At 62.9% G+C, this 22,716-nt stretch carries 23 protein-coding genes; 5 read left to right on the top strand and 18 right to left on the bottom strand.

Annotation, left to right across the window (positions count from 1 at the left end; genetic code table 11):
* Positions 1 to 675 precede the first annotated feature (675 nt).
* The 5 genes from X741_RS154870 to recQ form a co-directional block, all read right to left on the bottom strand.
* Entirely contained in the window at positions 676 to 891 is a 216-nt protein-coding gene (locus X741_RS154870) for a hypothetical protein (protein ID WP_031249982.1), read from the bottom strand.
* Entirely contained in the window at positions 888 to 2,114 is a 1,227-nt protein-coding gene (locus X741_RS154875; protein ID WP_023777592.1) for an integrase arm-type DNA-binding domain-containing protein, read from the bottom strand. The genes X741_RS154870 and X741_RS154875 overlap by 4 nt, the downstream gene beginning before the upstream one ends.
* Positions 2,115 to 2,300: 186 nt before the next feature.
* Positions 2,301 to 2,927: a LysE family translocator gene (locus X741_RS154880; protein ID WP_198023954.1), complete on the bottom strand. Its 627-nt coding sequence runs from the start codon at positions 2,925 to 2,927 to the stop codon at positions 2,301 to 2,303.
* A gap of 144 nt (positions 2,928 to 3,071) precedes the next feature.
* Complete coding sequence (locus X741_RS154885) at positions 3,072 to 3,260, bottom strand: hypothetical protein (RefSeq protein WP_023777590.1); 189 nt, start codon at positions 3,258 to 3,260, stop codon at positions 3,072 to 3,074.
* A 742-nt stretch (positions 3,261 to 4,002) separates the two neighbouring features.
* A complete protein-coding gene (recQ, locus tag X741_RS154890) occupies positions 4,003 to 5,838 on the bottom strand; it encodes a DNA helicase RecQ (protein ID WP_023777589.1) in 1,836 nt (611 codons plus the stop codon).
* Positions 5,839 to 6,052: 214 nt separating this feature from the next.
* Between recQ and X741_RS1000000170845 the strand changes: the two genes are divergently transcribed.
* Positions 6,053 to 6,337 carry a hypothetical protein gene (locus tag X741_RS1000000170845; protein WP_245272693.1) on the top strand — a complete coding sequence of 95 codons (285 nt, stop codon included), beginning with the start codon at positions 6,053 to 6,055 and terminating at the stop codon, positions 6,335 to 6,337.
* 44 nt (positions 6,338 to 6,381) lie between these two features.
* Positions 6,382 to 6,504, top strand: a complete 123-nt coding sequence (locus X741_RS1000000171450) for a hypothetical protein (RefSeq protein ID WP_280940334.1) — start codon at positions 6,382 to 6,384, stop codon at positions 6,502 to 6,504.
* A 58-nt stretch (positions 6,505 to 6,562) separates the two neighbouring features.
* Here X741_RS1000000171450 and X741_RS154895 read toward each other — a convergent pair whose 3' ends face one another.
* Positions 6,563 to 7,006, bottom strand: a complete 444-nt coding sequence (locus X741_RS154895) for a hypothetical protein (RefSeq protein WP_023777588.1) — start codon at positions 7,004 to 7,006, stop codon at positions 6,563 to 6,565.
* Positions 7,007 to 7,275: 269 nt separating this feature from the next.
* Between X741_RS154895 and X741_RS154900 the strand changes: the two genes are divergently transcribed.
* Complete coding sequence (locus tag X741_RS154900; RefSeq protein ID WP_023777587.1) at positions 7,276 to 8,694, top strand: coniferyl aldehyde dehydrogenase; 1,419 nt, start codon at positions 7,276 to 7,278, stop codon at positions 8,692 to 8,694.
* Between the two features lie 231 nt (positions 8,695 to 8,925).
* On the opposite strand, the gene X741_RS154905 is transcribed toward X741_RS154900, so the two are convergent.
* A complete protein-coding gene (locus X741_RS154905; RefSeq protein ID WP_023777586.1) occupies positions 8,926 to 9,960 on the bottom strand; it encodes an AraC family transcriptional regulator in 1,035 nt (344 codons plus the stop codon).
* Between X741_RS154905 and X741_RS154910 the strand changes: the two genes are divergently transcribed.
* Complete coding sequence (locus X741_RS154910) at positions 9,948 to 10,550, top strand: cupin domain-containing protein (protein ID WP_245272692.1); 603 nt, start codon at positions 9,948 to 9,950, stop codon at positions 10,548 to 10,550. The two genes, X741_RS154905 and X741_RS154910, sit on opposite strands and share 13 nt — an antisense overlap.
* Positions 10,551 to 10,676: 126 nt before the next feature.
* Here X741_RS154910 and X741_RS154915 read toward each other — a convergent pair whose 3' ends face one another.
* The 8 genes from X741_RS154915 to uxaC all read right to left on the bottom strand — a co-directional run bounded on the left by X741_RS154915 (position 10,677) and on the right by uxaC (position 17,800).
* Complete coding sequence (locus X741_RS154915) at positions 10,677 to 11,015, bottom strand: cupin domain-containing protein (protein WP_023777584.1); 339 nt, start codon at positions 11,013 to 11,015, stop codon at positions 10,677 to 10,679.
* 14 nt (positions 11,016 to 11,029) lie between these two features.
* On the bottom strand, positions 11,030 to 11,791 hold the full coding sequence (gene kduD, locus X741_RS154920) for a 2-dehydro-3-deoxy-D-gluconate 5-dehydrogenase KduD (protein ID WP_023777583.1): 762 nt from the start codon (positions 11,789 to 11,791) through the stop codon (positions 11,030 to 11,032).
* On the bottom strand, positions 11,788 to 12,639 hold the full coding sequence (gene kduI, locus X741_RS154925; protein WP_023777582.1) for a 5-dehydro-4-deoxy-D-glucuronate isomerase: 852 nt from the start codon (positions 12,637 to 12,639) through the stop codon (positions 11,788 to 11,790). Before kduI ends, kduD begins: the two co-directional genes overlap by 4 nt.
* Positions 12,640 to 12,661: 22 nt before the next feature.
* Positions 12,662 to 13,432 (bottom strand): FadR/GntR family transcriptional regulator, encoded by a 771-nt coding sequence (locus tag X741_RS154930; protein ID WP_023777581.1) that lies wholly within the window; start codon positions 13,430 to 13,432, stop codon positions 12,662 to 12,664.
* Between the two features lie 79 nt (positions 13,433 to 13,511).
* Complete coding sequence (locus X741_RS154935; protein ID WP_023766051.1) at positions 13,512 to 14,792, bottom strand: TRAP transporter large permease; 1,281 nt, start codon at positions 14,790 to 14,792, stop codon at positions 13,512 to 13,514.
* Positions 14,793 to 15,380, bottom strand: a complete 588-nt coding sequence (locus X741_RS154940; RefSeq protein ID WP_198023953.1) for a TRAP transporter small permease — start codon at positions 15,378 to 15,380, stop codon at positions 14,793 to 14,795.
* Positions 15,380 to 16,357 (bottom strand): TRAP transporter substrate-binding protein, encoded by a 978-nt coding sequence (locus X741_RS154945; RefSeq protein ID WP_023777580.1) that lies wholly within the window; start codon positions 16,355 to 16,357, stop codon positions 15,380 to 15,382. Before X741_RS154945 ends, X741_RS154940 begins: the two co-directional genes overlap by 1 nt.
* Positions 16,358 to 16,390: 33 nt before the next feature.
* Entirely contained in the window at positions 16,391 to 17,800 is a 1,410-nt protein-coding gene (uxaC, locus tag X741_RS154950) for a glucuronate isomerase (RefSeq protein WP_023777579.1), read from the bottom strand.
* 146 nt (positions 17,801 to 17,946) lie between these two features.
* On the opposite strand from uxaC, the gene X741_RS154955 reads away from it, so the two are divergent.
* On the top strand, positions 17,947 to 19,467 hold the full coding sequence (locus tag X741_RS154955; RefSeq protein ID WP_023777578.1) for a mannitol dehydrogenase family protein: 1,521 nt from the start codon (positions 17,947 to 17,949) through the stop codon (positions 19,465 to 19,467).
* A gap of 48 nt (positions 19,468 to 19,515) precedes the next feature.
* On the opposite strand, the gene X741_RS154960 is transcribed toward X741_RS154955, so the two are convergent.
* From X741_RS154960 to X741_RS154975, 3 genes are all read right to left on the bottom strand, one after another.
* Positions 19,516 to 19,923 (bottom strand): F0F1 ATP synthase subunit epsilon, encoded by a 408-nt coding sequence (locus X741_RS154960; protein ID WP_023777577.1) that lies wholly within the window; start codon positions 19,921 to 19,923, stop codon positions 19,516 to 19,518.
* 244 nt (positions 19,924 to 20,167) lie between these two features.
* Positions 20,168 to 21,742: a F0F1 ATP synthase subunit beta gene (atpD, locus tag X741_RS154970; protein ID WP_023766045.1), complete on the bottom strand. Its 1,575-nt coding sequence runs from the start codon at positions 21,740 to 21,742 to the stop codon at positions 20,168 to 20,170.
* A gap of 70 nt (positions 21,743 to 21,812) precedes the next feature.
* Positions 21,813 to 22,697, bottom strand: a complete 885-nt coding sequence (locus tag X741_RS154975) for a F0F1 ATP synthase subunit gamma (protein ID WP_013892431.1) — start codon at positions 22,695 to 22,697, stop codon at positions 21,813 to 21,815.
* Between the last annotated feature and the right edge of the window lie 19 nt (positions 22,698 to 22,716).

Genomic DNA, 22,716 nt, shown 5'->3' with positions numbered 1-22,716 from the left:
GCCGCTGCAAAATCCATTGGATGCCGTCCCTGCACTCAATGACACGCCAGCCGGAATTGAGCTTTGCAACAACGGCCGGATAATTTTCGCTTTCCTCGCGACGGCCATTCTTCACCGCAACGATCGAGGCGAGAGCAACTTCGGTGATCTGTGACTTATCAGGCTGCATGACTGCCCCCACGCGGCAGGCCATCGCGCCACATCAACAGGTCTTCCTTCCGGAAGACAGTCTTCCGCCCGATCTTCGTCGGACGAAGGCGGCCAGAGCTGATCTCTCCGTACAGCTTGGTCCGGCAAACACCGCCCCATCGTGCCGCCTCCTGGACGGTTAGCACGGCACGGTCTGCATAGGCTTCGAATAAGTTCACGTTTTACCCCATCAAGATTGCGTCGTTGAAGCGGGAATCGCGCCTTCGTGCACGATCGTCCGCAAATCACCGTCACAGTATATCGGGGTACATCACGACAAAAAGGTTGGTTCTATTTCTGTTCGGGAACAAAATATTTTGTCAGGGACATTTGCTAGATGTGCTGGGCTATATATAGGCCATTCTACTAGAAAAATCGGTTGAATTTCATACACGTAGGATTTCCGCTCCAGCGAATAGTCATGTCTGTGGACAAAAATATTGACGGCCGGAAAGCGAGTAAACGCTTGGTTTCGGAAGCATCTTGTCATCTTGCCGATCGACCCTCGGTCCGATCGAGTTCAGCAAGGGTAGCCTTCGCGCCCTCGACAGCACGCAAATCGCCTGGATCATTCTCTTCGATGACGATCTCACATGCGGCGCGCACGTTCGCCCGGCGCCGCGCGATAGCGGCTTGCACTTGTTCCTCTGTATTGAGGATATCCATCCGGCCGCCGCAATTCCCTTCGAACACCTGGATCATGCGCTCTTCTTGCTCTCTAACTTCACGACGTTCCCGCTCCGAACCACGGTGCAGTAACTGGCCCATGCATCCATGAGCTTTCGACGCTTTTCGAGCGCATCGCCCCGCCGGTAGGCCCGCTCCGTGGCGTCACCAACCCGGTGGGCCAACGCCTGTTCCGCAACGTCGCGAGGGAAGGCTGTCGCATCGCCGACCCAGTCGCGAAAGGCGGAGCGGAAACCGTGCGGCGTCACGTCATCGACTTTCATCCGCTCCATAAGTTTGGCGAATGCCATGTTGGAAAGCGGCCTGTCTTTGATATGGCCGGGGAAAACGTAGTCTGAAATGCGCACTTCCTTGAGCGCCTTCACAATTGCGAGCGCGGGCTTCGACAGGGGTACGCGGTGTTCCTTTCCTGCCTTCATGCGGTCGGCCGGGACGATCCAAAGACCAGCTTCGAGACTAAACTCGTTCCATGTGGCTTCCAGTACTTCGCCCGAGCGCGCAGCTGTAAGGATGAGAAACTCCAAAGCCCTCGCGGACATGGCGTCGAGACCCCGCAACCGCTGTACGAAGTGGGGAACATCGACATAACGCATCGCCTTATGATGGCCACGCGTGAGCTTGTTACGGACCGGCAGGACGCCGTCCAAGTGGCCGCGCCACGTGGCCGGGTTTTCTCCGGATCGCCATCCCTTGCCCTTTGCAAAGGTGAGTACGCGCTCAATCCGGCCGCGAAGGCGGCTCGCCGTCTCCGGCTTCGATTGCCATATGGGATTGAGAGCCTTCAACACGTCATCGGTTGTGATCGTTGAAACCTTCATGTCTGCGATCGACGCTGCATACTCGGTCAATGTCATTCGCCACTGGGCGCGGTGTTTCGTATTGCGCCACTGGCTTTCCATCGAGCCTAGGAACTTTTCGACGCACTCGCCGAACGTGGGCTCCGTTTCCTTCCGGCGTTCGGCGATCGGGTCGCGGCCATGGGCAACCGCCTCTCGATGTTCGGCCGCGAGCTTGCGCGCCGTAGCGAGTTTGACCGCCGGATAAGCGCCGAGCCCCATTTCCTTAAATCGTCGCGCGGACTTCCCGTCCTTCACTATGTTTGTCGTCCAGAGATACACCCACGACTTTGCGCCAGTCGATTTCACATCGAGATAAAGGCCGCCGCCGTCGCCGTGTCGGCCAGGCTTCGACACAGCCTTGCATTCGGTATCAGTCAGCTTATTTAGCGGTCGCGCCATTGCCGGTCCCTAACTTTATCCCCAACTCAAGTTGGGGATGCTAGCGAACTCTGGCGAACAATGGAAGACACGGATGCCGTCGAACATCTTGAAAAGACGGAACATATTGAACAAACGAAGTCAGTGGTGAACAGGGGTTTGGCGGTCTCCCTCTCCGCCATTCCACAGCGTCGCCTCGGAGCCACCTCAAAGATGACCCAAGGCCTGCAGGATGAGAACGCTCGAAAGAACGAGCAAGGCAAGACCATAGAATCGATCGATCCACACGGCGTTGGGGCCGGCCAGGAGCTTGACCGCCCGCGAGCCAAGGGTCGCGTAGAGCATCAGCACCAAGACATCCGCCACTGCGATGATGATGGCCAGAACGGCATATTGCATCGCAATCGGCTCATTGATGTCGACAAAGGGTGGCAGGATGGCGGGGAAAAACAGCCAGGCCTCGGGGTTCGTGACCGCCACCACGAAGCAACGCAGAATGAGGGCCTTGGTCGACTGGGTCTTTTGGAGAATGGCGGGATCGATTGCAGGTCGGGACGCGCCGGTGAGGCGGAGCGTGCGGACCGCGACGAAAAGCAGGTACCCGGCGCCAACCATCCTGAGCGCGGAGAGATAGAGTTCCGACGCCAGAAGAAGCGCGCCGAAGCCGAGCCCAACCATGCAGATGAGGACGAAGTCGGAAAGCACCACGCCGGCCATGGCAATGAAGGCGTTCCTGACGCCGTAACGTGAGCCGTTGGTGATGGCCAGCACGACATCCGGCCCTGGAACCGCCATGCCGAGCACTGATACGAAGGCGACCGTCACGAGCGGCATGTTCTCCATGCGGCTGTGTAGAGTGCCCGGTACCGGTCTTCCGTAACCGATTTCACATAGTCGCCGCTTGCCTGGCGATCACGCAAAATGGCGTGGCGCTTGTCACTGACGCGGATTTGCTGCCGTCGCTCGATCAATCCCGCACTAAAATCCGACGACAATCCAGGGATTGGTCTCGTATCCGAGGCGCGGTTTTTCCGGCGTTGCTGCATCCGGCAATTTGGCCGTACCAGTCAAACTGCAGTCCAGCTCCGGCACCGGCTTCTTGGCCGAATGCTTGGCAGAGCACAGGGCCGCGGCGTCACTGACCACCACCTTTTTCTCCTTGGCCACAGCGACACCAGTCGCAGCGATTACAATCGCAACGCAAAATATAGGCACTCGCATCGTACTTCCCCATGGTTGCGCATCCCCAAGATGCTGGGGCATGACGTTACGTCACTTTTATATTAGCGCAAGTGAATATTGTGGCTGCAAGCGATAACCATCGACACCGCCGCTTGCCCTCTCGACCGCCGTCCTGCTTTTGTTGGTCCTGGCTCTGCCAGCGAGCAGTCCGTGATCACGCCATAACGCTCGCTCTTTGAATCCGTCATGTCTGCAGGCGCGGAGGATCTGATTGTCCGCTTGGCCGGCGCCAAAACCCCATGGCTCCCACCCCTTGGCACCGGCCGCCTTTCTCCAGTCCGCCGGCTGTCTGCGACGCGTTGCCGGCCACCGCCCCATTAACGACCTTCATGGATTAGATCCTAAAGGCCAAGCTGGGGGTATAGCTTGCATGGAAAATCGCCCGCACAGATTCTACTGTCACATTGAATGCGACGGTTCGTGGAGGGTTGGGATTGCGCCGCCAATCGGGCGGCACGGTCAGGCGGTGGCGACCTTCTCGGGTGCACTGCCCAAAGGGCCGAAGCTGCCGAACACGTCCTGACGAGAATTTACGAGGGCGGACTTGATGCAGTCGCTATCCGCATCGCCGGGGTTGTCAGACCTTCCAGTTCGGCGTGATCGATTTGCTAGACTCACGGCGATGGCGGCCTGTCGGCATAGATGTAATGCCGGCATGGTAAGGTCCTCAGGCCGACCCATCGGACTGGTGCGCCGCGATTGCCGCGAGAAAAGCCTGGCCGAACTCCTTGAGCTTCGCCGCCCCCACGCCATTCACTTCGGCGAAGGCGTGGAGATCGCGCGGGCAACGTTCGGCCATGTCGATCAGCGTGCGATCGGAAAACACCACATAGGCCGGCACCTGGCGTTCCTTCGCCAATCGCAGCCGCACGGATTTGAGCGTGGCAAGCAACGAAGCATCGAGGCCTTCGGCTCCCGAACCCTCGGCCGCTCGCATCTTGCGCAAGGCTCGGACGCGCACCTCGACGCGGTAGTGGAACGCCACCTCGCCCCGGCCGAGCGCATGACCCTTCTCGGCGATGGCGAGGCCGCCATGGCCGCTCGGGTCCGGTTCCAGGAAACCGCCAGCGACAAGCTGGCGGATCAGCGACATCCAGAAATCCTTCTTGTGCGCCACGCCGCTGCCGAAGCTGGCAAGCCTCTCATGACCCCTGGCCAGCACCTTCTCGGTTTCATGTCCGGTCAGGATGTCGATGACATGGGCGGCGCCGAAGCGTTCGCCGCTCTGCGCGACCGCGGCCAGGATGATGCGCGCCTCGGCGGCGCCATCGGCGCGCGGCACCTGGTCGAGGCAATTGTCGCAATTGCCGCAAGGCTGGGCTTCCTCGCCGAAATAGCCGAGCAGCACCTGGCGGCGGCATTGCGCCGTCTCGCAATAGCCGATCAGCGTGTCGAGCCGGCGATGCGAGCGCCTCTTGTGCTCGGGCGACGCATCCTCGTCGTCGATGAACAGCCGGCGCATGCGGATGTCGCCAAGGCCGAACAGCATATGCGCCTCGGCCTCCCGCCCGTCGCGGCCGGCGCGGCCGATCTCCTGATAATAGGCTTCGAGGCTGCCCGGCATATCGGTGTGGAAGACATAGGCGACATCGGGCTTGTCGATGCCCATGCCGAAGGCGATGGTCGCCACCATGACGACACCCGAGAGCGTCATGAAGGCGTTTTGGTTCGCTTCGCGCGCATCCTTGCTCATGCCGGCATGATAGGCGAGCGCGGTGACGCCGTTCTTCTCCAGGAAAGCCGCCATTTCCTCCGTCTTCTTGCGCGACAGGCAATAGACGATGCCGCTGCGGCCGGGATGCCGCTCGATGAAGTTGAGCAGCTGGCGCTTGCTGTCCTGCTTGGCCGCGATGGCGAGCTTGATGTTGGGCCGGTCGAAACCCAGTACCAGCGTTTCGACACGCTCGGCGAACAGCCGGACGGCGATGTCGGTGCGCGTGCTCTCATCCGCGGTCGCCGTCACGGCGATGATCGGCACTTTCGCAAAAATGCCGCGCAGCCGCGACAAATCCTCATATTCGCGCCGGAACGCCGGGCCCCATTGCGAAATGCAATGCGCCTCGTCGATCGCGATCAGGCTGACATCGAGCCGCGAGAGCGCCTCGAGCATGCGCTCGGTCATCAGCCGCTCCGGCGCCAGGTAGAGCAGCCGCGTCTGGCCCGAAGCCACGCGGCGCCAGGCCGCGACATTGGCATCGCGGTCGAGCGAGGAATTGATCGTGTCGGCGGCGACGCCTGCCAGCCGCAAGGCGGCGACCTGATCCTGCATCAGCGCAACCAACGGCGAAACGACGATGGTGAGCCCGCCCAGGACCAGCGCCGGCACCTGGTAGCAAAGCGACTTGCCCGCCCCCGTCGGCATGACGGCCAGCACATGGCGCCCGCCGAGCAGCGCGTCCATGACATCGGCCTGGCCGGGCCGGAAATCGTCGAAGCCGAACACGTCCTTCAGGACACGCCGCTTGGGATCCTCGGCCCGCATGCTCGCTGCCTGTGCCGGCATCAGGCGGACACCGGGCGGGGAGCGATTTTTCGGGGATTGGAGAGGATGTGGAAACTGGTCAAGATGCTCTCCTTTCGATGCCCTGGAGTAGCGCAGCCGTCAGGCAACCACAACGCCCCTTCGCAGGAACCCGCGAGACCGCATGGCTGAGAAGCCGGCCTCGCCTTGTTTACAAGGGACGGAGACAGTCCGTGGAAAGCCGCCATAAGCCGTCATGACGTGCAAGGTTCGCGTTGCCCGGGAAAGCGATGCCGCCGACATCAGCGCGGTGATCTTGCGCTCTTTGCGGGAGAGCAATGCCAGGGATTATTCGCCTGGGATCATCGCGCGAGTGGAGCCGAGCTTCAGCCCGTCCGCCGTGCTGGAATTGATGGGCAAGCGTGACGTCTTTGTCGCCATGATCGCCAGCCGCATCGTCGGAACCGCCAGCCTCGATGGAGAGGTGATCAGAACTGTGTTCGTCGGTCCCGATGTCCAGGGACAAGGCGTTGGCAGGTGACTGATGGCCGAGATCGAACTGGCCCACGAAAAGGCGGGGTGAAAGTGCTGACCGTCCCTTCGTCCCTTACGGCCGAAGCCTTCTACGCCAGGCTGGGCTTCAGGGCCGTGCGCGACAGCTACCACGGCGAAGAGCGCACCATTATCATGCAACGCGCGCACACATAGGCCTGCAACGACAATTGCCTTGCGATGATAGTTTGCAGGCCGCCCGCAGCCGCTGGCATCATTCCCGGCTGCCGCCTTGCTCCAGCTCTTCATAGAAGCGCCGAGCCGCCTTTTCCTTCTTCAACCGATAAGCCTCGGATCGGCGATCGAACTCGGCATTGAGGGCTTTCGAGAACTGCAGCATGTAGAAGCAATAAGCGGTGAGTGCCGCCAGCAGCAGAATAAGCAGCCCGAACGCCATTTGGCCATAGGCGACGACAGCTATTCCAAGCACTCCCTCGAGCAGGGTCGCGAGGCCAGCCATCGCTGCAAGGAAAATTTTCGCGGGTCGCGATCCCTTCAGGAAGTAGTACGCGCCGATGACATAGGCCACACTCGAGATGGCGCTGACGATATTCGGTGACTGCCCAAACATCAGCAGAGCGATTGAGGAGATAATCCCGATCGCACCCGTCACAAAGAAAATGACGGCCACCGCCAGCATGTGATGTTTTGCGTTCATATCCGCCCCCTGGTCTGTCCGCAATCTTTGTCCGTTGCGCGCCCATGCAGCATATCGACTGAGGCGTCGTCCAAACGACTCATCTGCAGCTCATGGTAACCTCGCTTGTTCTCGCATAGGATGCATTAGATTGTATCTGCACGCAAGAGCTTCAGGGTTGTCCCCAGCAACGATCAGTCACGAACACCTTCCCCTGCGACACCTGCACCCCGCTGGATTCCTTCACGCGCTAGGATGTAAGCTTGGTCAGGCGAGCCAGGGAGGGCACGATGCTGCAGGTGAGACAGGACATCCTCGGCGAGCGGTTCCAGCTGCAGCGTGCCGCCTTCGAGAAGCAGCCCTTTCCCGACATCGACGTCCGCGAGGACCGCCTGAAACGCCTGCTGGCGCTGACCGAGCGGCATGAGGCCGACATCTGCGCGGCGATCGACATCGACTTTGGCGGCCGCTCGACGCATGAGACGCGCCTTGCCGAACTGTTTGTCGTGCGTGCCGGTATCCGCCACGCCCTGTCCCACCTGAAAGGCTGGATGCGGGAGCGCCGTGTCGCCACCACCTTGCCGTTCCTGCCGGGCAAGAACCGCCTCGTTGCGCAGCCGCTCGGTGTCGTCGGCATCGTCTCGCCCTGGAATTATCCTTTTCAACTTGCCGTCGCGCCAGTGACCGCAGCCCTTGCCGCCGGCAACCGCGTGCTGGTCAAGCCGTCCGAACTGACACCTGCTTTCTCGGAGCTGCTCGCCAAACTCGCCGGCGAGCATTTCGCACCCGATGAGCTCAGCGTCATCACCGGCGATGCCGAAATGGGCAAGGCATTCGTGTCGATGCCGTTCGATCATCTGCTGTTCACCGGCTCGACCGCGGTCGGCCGGCAGGTGGCGATCGCGGCCGCCGCCAACCTGACCCCGGTCACGCTCGAACTCGGCGGCAAGTCGCCGGCGATCTTCGATCCGTCCTGCGACCTCGACGCTGCGGCGTCCAGCATCGCCTACGGCAAGCTTTTGAATGCCGGACAGACCTGCATCGCGCCGGACTATCTGCTGGTGCCCAGGGGACAGGCGGGCACGGTCGCCGCCAGGCTCGCAACGGCGATCGCGCGGCTCTACCCCTCTTTGCGCGACAACCCCGACTACACCGCCATCATCAGCGACCGGCATTACCAGCGCCTGCGCGACATGATCGCCGAGGCCCGCGATGCCGGCGCCGATGTCACCGAAATCAACCCGGCCGGCGAAGATCTCGGCACCAGCCGCAAGCTTCTGCCGACACTGGTCAGCAACGCCAGCCCGGACCTGCGGCTGATGCGCGAGGAGATTTTCGGGCCGGTGCTGCCGATCGTCGAATACGCCACCATCGACGAGGCGATCGACCACGTGAACCGGGCCGACCGCCCGTTGGCGCTCTACTGGTTCGGGCGCGACAGCGGCAACCGCCAGCGCATCCTGCGCGAGACCGTCGCCGGTGGTGTCACCATCAACGACTGCATGCTGCATCTGGTGCAGGAGAACCAGCCCTTCGGCGGTGTCGGCGCCAGCGGCATGGGTGCTTATCACGGGCAATGGGGTTTCCGCACCTTCAGCAAGGAGAAACCGGTCTTCCTGCAGTCGCGCCTGAGCGCGGGCGCCCTGCTGCGCCCGCCCTACGGCAAGACGTTCGAACGACTTTTCGCCCTGCTTCGGCGGATCACCTGATCAAACGCCGTGATCTCCGCGCATTAAGTTTATATTCACCATCATTCGGCAGGTTCCCAATCCTGCGGTGATGTCTTGAGTACCGCGGCGCCACAAGCGCCCAGGCAACAAACCCGCGCTCCTTGGGGCGCGGGTTTTCATTTTTGAAAAACCGTCGCCAAGCCGGCCCGCTTCCGCCGCTGGCGGTCTCGAGGATTTCTGTCCTGCCATCGATGATCGCCTCGAAACGGCCTAAGGCGAAGCGGATTCTAAGGCAAGACCCGCACGGCGGCCGGTCCGTTCTCGCCATTTTCCTGGTGTGATCCCGGTGACGCGTTTGAAGGCGCGACTGAATGCGGCCTCGGATTGATACCCCACGCCGGCAGCGATACTTGCGAGACTTTCATGGCCGAAACGCAGGCGCTCGCCAGCCAGTTGAATCCTCCAACCCGTCAGGTATTCGATCGGCGGGCGGCCGAGCAGCGCGTTGAACCGCTCCGCAACGATCGTGCGCGATGAGCCAACCTTGTCGGCAATCTGACCGACGGTCCAATGGCGCGCTGGATCGGCGTGGAGAAGCTGCAACGTCCTCCCGACAATCGGATCGTTCAGCGCGGCGAACCAACCCTTTGAGCCGGGTGGAAGCCGGGCAACATGGCGCCTCAGCAGTTCGACGAACAGAAGCTCCATGAGTCTTCCAAGCATCGCCTGTGAACCCGGCGCCGCCGCCTCGACATGCAAATCGATTTCCCGCACCGTCGAAGCGATCAGGGCGCCTACCTTGTTCTCCGACACCTTCTCTACGATGAGCGCCGGAAGTGTGCGGAACACCGGCGCGAACAGGAATTCCGAAGACTCGAGGAAGCCGCAGATCATGCGCAATTCGTCACCGCCGCCGCCGTAGTTGACGGTCCACATTCCTTCGATCCGGCCAGGCTGCACAATTTCTCCGGCCGCAGCCATCACCAGCGGCTCACCCTTCCAAAACCTGTGATGGCCAGCGAATGGCAGGAACAGCAGATCGCCAGCAGTGACTTCTCGCCGCTCGCCATTTGCGGCCTCGAAAGTGCAGTTGCCCGCTACGATGAAATGGAAAATGCTTATGTGGCGCAGGCAGGCCATGGGGCTGACCGGGTCATAGTATTTCGGGGCCACGACGCCGAACGGCGCGCTGAAGCAGGCGTTCAGAAAGACGGAGCCGGTCAGCCTTACGGCTTTCAGCATTTCCGACAGCAGATCCGGCCCATGGTCCGGCGTCCCTGTATGTAAATCCGATGTTGCAGTCATTGCTGAACCTGAAGTCTGGCGGCTACACCTCCAGAACGCTGCAGCTCGACAGATTAATCCCGCATCACCCGATGCGCGATCTTATCAACCTCCAGCTTGGCAAAAAAGACTTTCTGCAAACCAATGGAGACACCAGGATGTTGAAATTAGCCTGCACACTTGCACTTCTGCTGGCTGGAACAGCGCCCCTGCTTGCTGATGATATGCCTATGAATGCCGACGGCATCAAATGGGGTCCTGCTCCTGCCGTCCTTCCAGCTGGCGCACAGTTCGCGGTTGTTGCCGGCGATCCGTCAAAGGACGGCATCTATGTGCTGCGGCTGAAGATGCCCGCAGGCTACAAAATTCCCGCGCACAACCACCCTACCTCGGAATATGTGACGGTGATTTCCGGCAACTTTCATATCGGAATGGGTGACAGGCTCGATGAGGCGAACGGCATCGAACTGACGGCTGGCGGTTTCGGCGTTGCCCCGGCTGGAATGAACCACTTCGCTTGGACGACGAGCGATACGATTGTCCAGGTTCATGGCGAGGGGCCCTTCGCGATCACCTACGTCAACCCGGCGGAAGATCCGAGTAAGAAGTGACGATTCACCGGCCACTTCCATCAATGGCGGGCCCGCGCCTCTCCGGAGGGGTGCGGGCTTTTCCTTTGCGAGATGGGCTGGAGCAAAGCGGCGCGGGCGCCTTTGGCACGTATTGATTCCGCTCGATCAGGCGAGGAAATCGGCCCTGTGCGGCGTGAAGCTGTCGACCAGCCGCCCTGCTTCCAGTGCCTTGACGCCGTGCATCAGACCGGATGGCACGATGAAACTGCCACCGACGTCGACGATCTCGGTTTGGCCATCTATCGTCACCTCGAAGCGACCTTCGGCGACATAGCTTGCCTGGACATGCGGGTGCGAATGCAGGGCGCCGATGCCGCCTTTGTCGAAGCCGAACTCAACCAACATCAGCTCGTCGGTATGGAGCAGAACGCGCCGCCTGTTGCCGTCCGGCGTCGGCGTCCACGCAGCTTCGCCGGCATGGGCGAAAATCTTCGGCTTGGTCATCGTTGTCTCCTTGGCTATCGCGCGAGCCAGCCGCCATCCACCGCCACCACCGCGCCATGCATGTAGCTCGACGCCGGTGCCAGCAGGAAGACGGCGGCGTCGCCGATGTCTCCCGGTTCGCCCCAGCGGCCGGCCGGGATGCGTCCCAGTATGGCGGCGCTGCGGTCGGCGTCGGCGCGCAGCGCTTGCGTGTTGTTGGTCTCGATATAGCCCGGCGCGATGGCGTTGACGTTGATGCCCTTCGATGCCCACTCGCAGGCAAGCAGCCGGGTGATGCCGAGCACGCCATGCTTCGAGGCCGTGTAGGACGCGACGCGGATGCCGCCCTGGAAACTCAGCACCGAGGCGATGTTGACGATCCTGCCCCGGCGCCCGTTGGCAAGGACACGCCGGGCAAAGGACTGGCAAAGCAGGAAGGCTGTCTTCAAATTGACGTCCATGACGTCGTCCCAATCGCTTTCGCTCAGATCGACGGCGTCGGCGCGCCGGATGATACCGGCATTATTGACCAGCCCGTCGAGCGGCCCGTTTTCTTCCCAGACCCGGTCGAGCAACGGCCCGGCCGCGGCCGTGTCGGCGAGATCCGCCTTCACAGCTTCGAACTGTCCGCCAAGGGCGGAGATCCTGGCTGCCGTATCATCTATCGACGAGCGGCCGACACCGACCACCGCGCCGCCGGCACGGGCAATCGAGATGGCGATGCCCTGGCCGATGCCGGTGTTGGCGCCGGTGACCGCGATACGCTTGCCGGCCAGGCTGAAGGCGGAATCGCTCACCGCAAATCGTCCATCGCCACCAGGTCGACGTCGGTATAGTCGACATTGTCGCCGGCCATCGCCCAGATGAAGGCGTAGTTGGAGGTTCCGGCGCCCGAGTGGATCGACCAGCCCGGCGACAGCACCGCCTCCTCGTTGCGCATGACGATGTGGCGTGTCTCGTCCGGCTCGCCCATGAAGTGGAAGACCCGCGCCGTCTCCGGCAGATCAAAATAGAGATACGCCTCCATGCGCCGGTCATGCACATGGCACGGCATGGTGTTCCAGATCGAGCCCGGCGCCAGCTGCGTCATGCCGACGACGAGCTGGCAGGTCTTTGTTCCCTCGGCATGGATGAACTGGAAGATCGAGCGTTCGTTGCAGGCCTCCTTGCTGCCGAGATCGAGGCGCTTGGCGTCGCCGAGGCGGATCAGCCGGCTGGGATGGGCCTGGTGCGCCGGCGCGCTGAGCAGATAGAATTTCGCCGGAGCGTCCTTGTCGGCAGAGGCGAACGACACGTCGTTGCTGCCCATGCCGAGATAAAGCATGTCGCGCGTTTGCAATTCGAAGGATTGGCCGCCTGCTTTCACGCTGCCGGCACCGCCGATGTTGACGACGATCAGCTCGCGGCGGTCGAGAAAGTTTTTCGTCCCGGTCGGCTTGATCGCTTCCAGCGGCAGCGGCGCCACCACCGGCACGGCGCCGCCGACGATCATGCGGTCGTAATGGGTGTAGGTCAGGCTGACCCGGCCAGGCCGGAACAGGTCTTCAATATGGAAATTGTGGCGCAATTCATCGGTTCCCATCGTCGCGGCGGCGGCCGGATCGATGGCGAAACGCGAAGTGAAGTCGGTATGGCTCTGGCTCATGGATGTCCTGACTTGCAATGGGTTATTCGCCGGCGGCCCTGACCGTATCGGCATAAAAAGCCTGCCTGGCGTGCAGGCGCTCGCGGTAGCGCTGCTGGCTGGCGGTGAGGTGCTTGCGCATCGCCTCGCGCGCGGCTTCGGCGTCGCCTGAGGTGATTGCGTTCAGGATCACCAGATGCTCGCGCTGCAGCCCGCGCTGGTAAGAGTCGGACTGCGCCAGTTCGGTCGACCAGGGCGAGGTCACGTCGCACGGAATGGCGCGCCGGCCGAGCACGTCGAGCATCTCGACATAGAACGGATTGTTGGTGGCGCTGGCGATGGCGCGGTGGAAGGCAAGGTCGGCCGGCCCGGTCGGCTCGCTGGCGAGCAGCAGCCGCTCGAACTCGAAGAAGGCCTCCTGGATCGCCGCCTCCTGTGCGGCGTTGCGGCGAATGGCGGCAAGCCCGGCCGATTCGATTTCGATCGCCAGGCGCACCTCAAGCACGTTGAGGGCGATGGAATCCTTGGCTCCCATGTCGGCGGCGAGCGCCCCGAACATCGTCGAGATATGCTCGGTGACGAAGACGCCGGCGCCCTGGCGCGGCTCGACAAGGCCATCGGCGGCAAGCTTGGCCAGAGCCTCGCGGATGACCGTGCGGCTGACGCCGAAGGTCTCGGTCAGCTGCCCTTCGGTCGGCAATTTGTGGCCGGGCAGGATCTCCCCCGCCTGCAACTGCTTGCGGATCGCCGCGATGACGGTCTCTGACAGTTTTGGTCTTCTTTCGACCCTGAGGTCGGCGACGGTATCGGACACGTGACCTCCTAATGGAACGGACCCGTTGGTGGAAAAGGCCCCTAGTGGAAAAGGCCCCCCTAGTGGAAAAGGCCCCCCCCTAGTGGAAAAGACTGGGCAGCCACAATGAGATTTCCGGAATGTAGGTGACCAGCATCAACACGGCGAAGGCCGCCCCGTAGAAGGGCCAGATCGAGCGCATCGCCGTCCAGATCGGAATGCGGCCGATGGCGCAACTGACGAACAGCACCGCGCCGACCGGTGGCGTGCACAGGCCAATGCCGAGATTGAGGATCAGGATGACGCCGAAATGCACGGGGTCGACGCCATAGGCCATGACAACCGGCAGGAAGATCGGCGTGGTGATGATGATGAGCGGCGACATGTCCATGAACGTGCCGAGGATAAGGAGCACCACATTGATCAGCAGCAGGATGACCAGCTTGTTGTCGGACACCGACTGCAGGAAGGCGACCAGCGCCGCCGGCACCCTGAGATAGGCGAGCAGCCAGCCGAAGGCCGCGGCGCAGCCGATGATCATCAGCACCATCGCCGTGGTGCGCACCGCGGCGCTGGTGGCGGCGACGAAGTCGTTCCAGCTCATCGAGCGGTAGATGATGAGCGTCACCAGGAAGGCGTAGACGATGGCGATGCAGGAACTTTCCGTGGCGGTGAAGATGCCGGAGCGCACGCCGCCGAAGATGATGCCGATCAGGACGAGGCCGGGAATGGCGGCGACGAGCAATTGCAGGGCTCGGCCGAAGCCGGCGAACGGCTCGGTCGGGTAGCCGCGGCGGCTCGCGACCCAATAGGCGGTGACCATCAGCGACAGTGCCAGCAGCAGGCCAGGTATGACGCCCGCGGTGAACAGGTCGGCGATCGAGATCCGGCCGCCGGCCGAAATCGAATAGATGATCATGTTGTGCGAGGGCGGAATCAGCAGCGCGATGATGGCGCCGACCGAGGTGATGTTGACGGCATAGTCGATGCCGTAGCCGCGCGCCTTCATCTGCGGGATCATCAGCCCGCCGACCGCCGATGCATCGGCCACCGCCGAGCCGGAAATGCCGCCGAACATGGTCGAGGCGGCGATGTTGACCTGGCCCAGGCCGCCACGCAAATGGCCGACCAGCGAACCGGCTAGCGCCACCAGCCTGGCGGCGATGCCGCCACGCACCATCAGGTCGCCGGCGAAGATGAAGAACGGGATCGCCATCAGCGAAAACACGCTGACCCCCGAGTTGAGGCGCTGGAACACCACCAGCGGCGGCAGGCCCAGCACCAGCACGGTGGCGAAGCTGGCGACACCGAGGCAGAACGCGATCGGCGTGCCGATGACGAGCAGGAAGACGAAGGTGCCGAACAGGACTGTCAGGGCCATCTAGAGATCCTCCTCGCCTGTGGCGTATTGGTCGGCATCGACGGGCAGGCCGGCAAAGCGCCCGGCCAGCCGCTCCAGGGAGAACAGGCAGACAAGTGCGCCGCCCAGGACGACCGGCAGGAAGCTGACGCCACCCGGGAGATCGAGCGACGGCATGACCGTGTTCCAGGTCAGCCTGGCGAGCTGGACACCATAGACGATCATGCCGAAGCCGAATGCGAGCACGACGACGTCCGAAATGCTGCGCAGCACCGCCTTGGCCGAAGGTGGCAGGAAATAGAGCAGCACGTCGAAGCCTAGATGCGTGCGCTCGCGAACGCCGACAGCGGCGCCGAGGAAGATGAACCAGCCCATCAACAGCACCGCTGAGGATTCGGTCCAGCTTGGCGAACTGTTCAGGACATAACGCGAGAAGACCTGCCAGAAGATGATCACCGTCATCAGGGTCAGTCCGGCGCCGCTGACCCAGAGTGCGAGCCTCGACAGCTGTGCCAACAGCCGTTCGGTGCCCAGCCAGAACGCCTTCAAGCCACCCTCCCTCGACGGCGGCGCGGAAGTCCGCGCCGCGCCCGGTCCGCCGGCTTCCATTATTTCGTCGCCTGGATGCGGGCGGCGAGGTCCTTCAGCGCCGGCGTTGACAGATACTTGTCATAGACCGGCTTCATCGCGTCGATCAGCGGCTGCTTGTCGATCTCGCTGACCTTGACGCCGGCGGCTTCGACGATGTCACGCGACTTCTTTTCCTGCGCGTCCCACAGTTCGCGCATCTTGACGACGCTGTCCTTGGCTGCCTGGCGCACGATCACCTGGTCCTCCGGCGATAGCTTGTCCCAACTTGCCTTGGCCATGACGAGCACTTCCGGGACGATCTGGTGCTGGTCCATCGTATAGTGCTTGGCGACCTCGTAGTGCTTGGCGGATTCGAAGCTCGGCCAGTTGTTCTCGGCGCCGTCGATGACGCCTGTCTGCAAGGCCGAATAGACCTCGCCATAAGCCATCGGCGTGGCGTTGGCGCCCAGCGCATTGACCATGTCGACGAACACGTCCGACTGGATGACGCGGAACTTCATGCCCTTCATGTCGGCCATCGAGGCGATGTCCTTCTTGGTGTTGTAGAAGGACCGCGCGCCGGAATCGTAGAAGGCCAGGCCGACGAGGTCATGCGCCTCGAACGCCTTGAGGATCTCGTCGCCGATCGGCCCGTCCATGACATGGCGCATGTGGTCGACCGAGCGGAAGATGTAAGGCAGCGACGGCACCGCCGTCTCCGGCACGATGCCGTTGAACGGTCCCATCGAGACGCGGTTGAGGTCGATGACGCCGGTCTGCGTCTGTTCGATCGTGTCCTTCTCCTCGCCGAGCTGCGCCGAATGATACACCTCGACCGAATAGCGGCCGTCGGTGCGCTGCTTGATCAGCTCGCCCATGTATTTCACCGCCTCGACGGTCGGATAGCCGTCGGGGTGCGTGTCGGCCGAGCGCAGCACGGTTTCGGCGTTGGCGATGCCTATCAGCAGCGAGCCGAAGGCGAATGTGACCGCCGTCAATTTCGAAAAATGCAACATGACTTCCTCCCTTAAAAAATCAAGGCGCCCGGCTCAGAGCCGGTACGCCTTCTTGGCAAGCGTGTAGGTAAGCTCCTTGGCCAGCTCATGCGCCTCGTCCTCGCGCAGCCGGTGCTCGGCGACGAGGCGCGCCAGGAACGCGCAGTCGACCCGACGCGCCAAATCGTGGCGGGCGGGTATAGATGGAAAGGCACGGGTGTCGTCGTTGAAGCCGACGGTGTTGTAGAAGCCGGCTGTCTCCGTCGTCATCTCGCGGAAGCGGCGCATGCCTTCCGGGCTGTCGTGGAACCACCAGGCCGGCCCGAGTTTCAGCGCCGGATAGACGCCGGCCAGCGGCGCCAGTTCGCGCGCGTAGCTGGTCTCGTCGAGCGTGAAGAGGATGATTGTCAGGTCGCGCTCCAGTCCGACGCAGTCGAGCAGCGGCTTCAGCGCCGTCACGTAGTCGGTCCGGGTCGGGATATCGAAGCCCTTGTCGCGGCCGAATTTCCGGAAAACATCGGGCGAGTGATTGCGCCAGGAGCCGGGATGGATCTGCATCACCAGCCCGTCGTCCCGGCTCATCTTGGCCATCTCGGTCAGCATCTGGGCACGGAACAGTTTTCGCTCGCGCTCGTCGTCGGAGCCGCGGCGGATGCGGCTGAACAGCTCCTGCGCCGCCGCGTCGGAAAGATTTGCGGTGTCGGCCGTCGGATGGCCATGATCGGACGAGGTCGCGCCAAAGCTTTTGAAGAAGGCGCGCCGCTGGCGATGGGCGTCGAGATAGCCGGCCCATGTTCCGGTGTCGCAACCGGTGATCTCGCCGAGCCGGTCGAGATTGGCCGAGAACCCCTCGAAATCGGGATCGACGACCGCATCCGGCCGGTAGGCGGTGACGACACGGCCCTCCCAGCCGCTGTCGCGGATCATCTGGTGCCATTTGAGATCGTCGAGCGCGCCTTCGGTCGTCGCGATGACCTCGATGTTGAAGCGCTCGAACAAAGCGCGCGGGCGGAAATTCTCCCACTGCAGCACGGTCGCGATGGTGTCGTAATGGCGGTCGGCCGTCTCCGCGCTCAATGGCTCTTCGATGCCGAACAGATGCGCCAGCACATGGTCGAACCACAGCCGGGTCGGCGTTCCGCGAAACAGATGATAGTGCTCGGCAAAGCGCCGCCAGATCGTCCTGCCGTCGGTTTCCACCGGCCCGCCGTCGAGGGTCGGCACGCCGAGATCCTCCAGCCGCACGCCCTGGCTGCACAGCATGCGGAAGATGTAGTGGTCGGGCACGATGAGCAGTTGCGCCGGATCCGGGAACGGCTCGTTCAGCGCATACCAGCGCGGATCGGTGTGGCCGTGCGGGCTGACCAGCGGCAGGTCCTTGATCCCGGCATAGAGATCGCGGGCGATCGAGCGCGGATGCGCCTCGGCGGGAAACAGCAAATCCGCATTGGTCAGTGCCACGATGATCCTCCCAAGGCTGCTATCGGTAGGGTTGGCAAGAAATAATGTCAACATACAAAAATTGGATTGTTGTATGATGACTTTTGAAGCCATTGTGTGGCAAGAGATCGGGTGTTACGCCGCTCGCCGACCCCATGCCGAGGCCATCTATGCCATCCGACCAGACCAGCCGCGCCGCGACGACCAAACGCCTCTCCGCCACAACGGTACAAGCGCTGCCGGCCCCGGTCGCGACACCCTCTTATGATCGCGGCCGCATCGCGCCTGGCATTGTGCATCTTGGCGTCGGCGCTTTCCATCGCGCCCATCAGGCAGCCTATGTCGACGACTGCCTGACGGCGGGCGAGACGGACTGGGGCATAGTCGGCGTTTCCTTGCGCAGCCCCGAAACGCGCGATGCGCTGGCGCCGCAGGACGGGCTCTACACGCTGGCGATCCGCAGCAGCGGCGAGGAGGAGCTCCGCGTCATCGGCTCGATCGGCTCGATGCTGGTGGCGCCGAAAGACCCCGGTGCGGTGCTGGCCGCGCTGTCCGATCCGCGCACCCGGATCGTCACGCTGACCATCACGGAAAAGGCGTATCTGAGGGCAGCGGGCGGCGGACTGGACGCCGCCCATCCCGACATCGTCCACGATCTGGCAAATCCGCAAGGACCCAGGACTGCGCATGGTTTTCTGACCGAGGCGCTCGCCCGGCGGCGTGCCGCTGGCACACCGCCTTTCACGGTGCTGTGCTGCGACAACCTGCCGGCCAATGGCGCAACGCTGCATCGCCTGCTGGTCGAATTCGCGGAATTGCGCGATGGCAGCCCGGACGCAAACAGCAGCACCAGGCTCGCCGGCCATATCGCCGACGAGGTCGCGTTCCCCTCCAGCATGGTCGACCGCATCGTGCCGGCGACCACCGACGCCGACCGGGCGCGGATTGCCGTCGAACTCGGCGCCGAGGATGCCTGGCCGGTCATGACTGAGCCCTTCCGCCAATGGGTCATCGAAGACAATTTTCCGGCGGGCCGGCCGTCCTGGGAAAAGTTCGGCGTCACCATGGTCGGCGATGTCGCCCCCTTCGAGGACATGAAGCTCAGGCTGCTCAACGGCGCGCACTCGGGCATCGCCTATCTCGGCCTGCTCAGCGGCCATGCCACCGTCGACCGCGCCTTTGCCGATCCGGCGATAAGGCAGTTCGTCGACGCGCTATGGGCCGAAGCCATCCCGACCCTGCCCGAGGATGCCGGGCTCGACACATCAGCCTACACGGCTGAGCTCACCGAGCGTTTTTCCAACACCGCGCTCGCCCACCGCACGGCGCAAATCGCCAATGACGGCAGCCAGAAACTGCCGCAGCGTATTGTTGCTTCGGCCGTGGAGTGCATGGAAGCCGGCACTGAATTTGTGCATCTCACGCTGGTGATTGCCGCCTGGATCGCCGCCTGCGCGGCGCGGGGTAAGACCTTGCCGGAAGGCCATTTCACCGATCCGCTCGATGCGTCGCTGACAGCCCTTTTGAGCCAGCAACTGCCGGCGAACGAAACCGTAACGGCGGTGTTCGACCTGGCTGGCTTCGCTGGGGATCACGCCGAACGCCAGACGCTGATTGAACTGGTGGCCGTGCATCTCGTCCACCTGCGGCGGGACGGTCCGACCCTGGCCTTCGCTGCCTTGGGAATATAGAAAAAGCGGGGCAGGCCCCGCTTTTCAGTCAGTCAATTGGTGTGGATTTCAGGCCGGCAGAATGGCGCCTTCCAGCGTCGTGAGCTGGCTGAGGAACTGTTCGGCCTTGCTGCGCGCCTGGTCGTCCTTGGCGTCTGCGGCATCTTCCTTGGCTTCCTGGATGCGGCGCGCGAGATCGGCCCGGTCGACATCCTTGACCGCGACAGCCGACTCTGCCAGCAGCGTGCAGCCGGCCGGAACGATGTCGGCAAAGCCGCCGAACACGACATAGCGCTCTTCGCTGCCCGAAGCGGTCTTCACCGTGACGACACCCGGCTGGATTGTGGTCATGACCGGCGCGTGATGCGCCATGACAGTCATCTCGCCTTCGGCGCCCGGAATGACGACGGATTCGACTTGCTCGGAAACGAGCAGGCGTTCCGGCGAAACCAGTTCGAATTTGAAAGCTTCAGCCATTATCGTATCCGTTCAACCCATTCTGGCGGCACCCACACAAAATGTATGGTTGTCGTTTCACTCAGAGAGCTGGTGATCTCCAACTGACCGAGTTTTTCGTGCCATTCCTCCACAGTCCACTCTCGACCGATGAGAGCGTTTAGCTCTGCGACGTCATCCTCGGGCATATCCGAAAGGAACTCATCGCTGAGCCGAAGTAGCCGGACCCGATCGCCTTGAGCGTATTCGGGTCCGTTATCTGTCATCAGGCCGCTTCAGCCGCGAGGCGCTGTGCCTTCTCGACTGCTTCCTCGATGCCGCCGACCATGTAGAAGGCGGCTTCCGGAAGGTGATCGTAGTCGCCGTTGCAGAGGCCCTTGAAGCCTTTGATGGTGTCGGCGAGGTCGACCAGCTTGCCCGGCGCGCCGGTGAACACTTCGGCGACGAAGAACGGCTGCGACAGGAAGCGCTCGATCTTGCGGGCGCGGGCCACGGTCTGCTTGTCCTCTTCCGACAGCTCGTCCATGCCCAGGATGGCGATGATGTCCTGCAGCGACTTGTAGCGCTGGAGGATCGACTGCACCTGGCGGGCGACACCGTAATGCTCTTCACCGACAACCATCGGGTCGAGCATGCGCGAGGTCGAATCCAGCGGATCGACCGCGGGGTAGATACCCTTCTCGGCGATGGCGCGGTTCAGCGTCGTCGTCGCGTCAAGGTGGGCGAACGAGGTCGCCGGCGCCGGATCGGTCAAGTCGTCGGCGGGCACGTAGATCGCCTGCACCGAGGTGATCGAGCCCTTGGTGGTGGTGGTGATGCGCTCCTGCAGCGCGCCCATGTCGGTGGCGAGCGTCGGCTGATAGCCCACCGCCGACGGAATGCGGCCGAGCAGAGCCGACACTTCCGAACCCGCCTGCGTGAAGCGGAAGATGTTGTCGACGAAGAACAGCACGTCCTGGCCTTGGTCGCGGAAATATTCGGCGACCGTCAGGCCGGTCAGGCCGACGCGGGCGCGCGCGCCCGGCGGCTCGTTCATCTGGCCATAGACGAGGGCCGCCTTGGAGCCTTCGCCGCCGCCCTTCTTGTTGACGCCGGATTCGATGAACTCGTGATAGAGATCGTTGCCCTCGCGGGTGCGCTCGCCGACGCCGGCGAACACCGAATAGCCGCCATGTGCCTTGGCGATGTTGTTGATCAGTTCCTGGATCAGCACGGTCTTGCCGACGCCGGCGCCGCCGAACAGGCCGATCTTGCCGCCCTTGGCGTAGGGCGCCAGGAGGTCGAGCACCTTGATGCCGGTGATCAGGATCTGGGCTTCCGTCGACTGCTCGACATAGGTCGGAGCCGGCTGGTGGATGGAGCGCATCTCGATCGCGTCGACCGGGCCCGCTTCGTCGACCGGCTCGCCGATGACGTTGATGATGCGGCCGAGCATGCCCGGGCCGACCGGAACGGTGATCGGCGCGCCGGTGTCGCGCACTTCCTGGCCACGCACCAAGCCTTCGGTGGAGTCCATGGCGATGCAGCGCACGGTGTTTTCACCGAGATGCTGGGCAACTTCGAGCACCAGGCGGTTGCCGACATTGGTGGTCTCGAGCGCATTCAGGATCGCCGGCAAATGTTCGCCGAACTGAACGTCGACGACAGCGCCGATGACCTGGCGGACCTGGCCGACAACGCCGGTTGCCTTGCTCGCCACTGCCGGTGTCTTGGCCGAAGCGGCCTTGGCCGGAGCCGCCTTCGCGGCCGCCGCCGGAGCCTTTGCAGCCTTCGCGGGGACTGCGGCCTTCGCGGCTGCCGTCTTGGGTGTTGCCTTCTGGGGGGTCGCTGCTTTCGCCATCGTCTTTACCCTTTTTCGTCCTTTGTTTCTCACGCGGTCCGGTCGCGGGCCAAATGGCCCCGGACCGCGCCTAGAGCGCCTCGGCGCCCGAAATGATTTCGATCAGTTCCTTGGTGATCTGCGCCTGCCGCTGACGGTTGTAGGTGATCGACAGCTTGTTGATCATGTCGCCGGCGTTGCGCGTCGCATTGTCCATGGCGCTCATCTTGGCGCCCATCTCGCCGGCCGCGTTTTCGAGCAGCGCCCGGAAAACCTGCACGGAAATGTTGCGCGGAATGAGGTCGGAAAGGATTTCGCCCGGCTCCGGCTCATATTCATAGACGGCATTGCCGCCATCATTTGCCTCGGCCGGAGCCGAAGCGACGCCTGCCGGGATGATCTGCTGCGCGGTCGGGATCTGGCTGATCACCGACTTGAACTGCGAATAGAACAGCGTGCAGATATCGAAGCCGCCCTCGTCGAAGAGGTGGATGACCTTCTTGGCGATCGCGTCGGCATTGACGAAGCCGAGCGTCTTGACCTCGCGCAGATCGATGCGCTCGAGGATCATGGAGGCATAGTCGCGGCGCAGGATATCGAAACCCTTCTTGCCGACGCAGATGATCTTGACCTGCTTGCCGTCGGCCAAAAGCCTGCGGATGTGGTCGCGGGCATGACGGGCGATCTGCGAGTTGAAGCCGCCGCACAGGCCGCGCTCCGCGGTGCAGACGACCAGCAGGTGCACGTCGTCCTTGCCGGTACCGGTCATCAGCGCCGGAGCATCGCCGCCGCCGCCGATCGCCTGGGTGATGTTGGCCAGCACGGAACCCATGCGCTCCGAATAGGGGCGCGCCGCTTCCGCGGCCTCTTGCGCACGGCGCAGCTTCGCCGCGGCGACCATCTGCATCGCCTTGGTGATCTTCTGCGTCGCCTTGACCGAGGCGATACGGTTACGAAGGTCTTTTAATGAAGGCATGCTTCAAACCTGATCCCGT

It is taken from the genome of Mesorhizobium sp. LNHC221B00 (genome assembly GCF_000502935.1).
GTDB lineage: Bacteria > Pseudomonadota > Alphaproteobacteria > Rhizobiales > Rhizobiaceae > Mesorhizobium > Mesorhizobium opportunistum.
The sequence above is the reverse complement of the archived record's forward strand: the minus strand, read 5'-3'. Positions and strand labels throughout refer to the sequence as shown.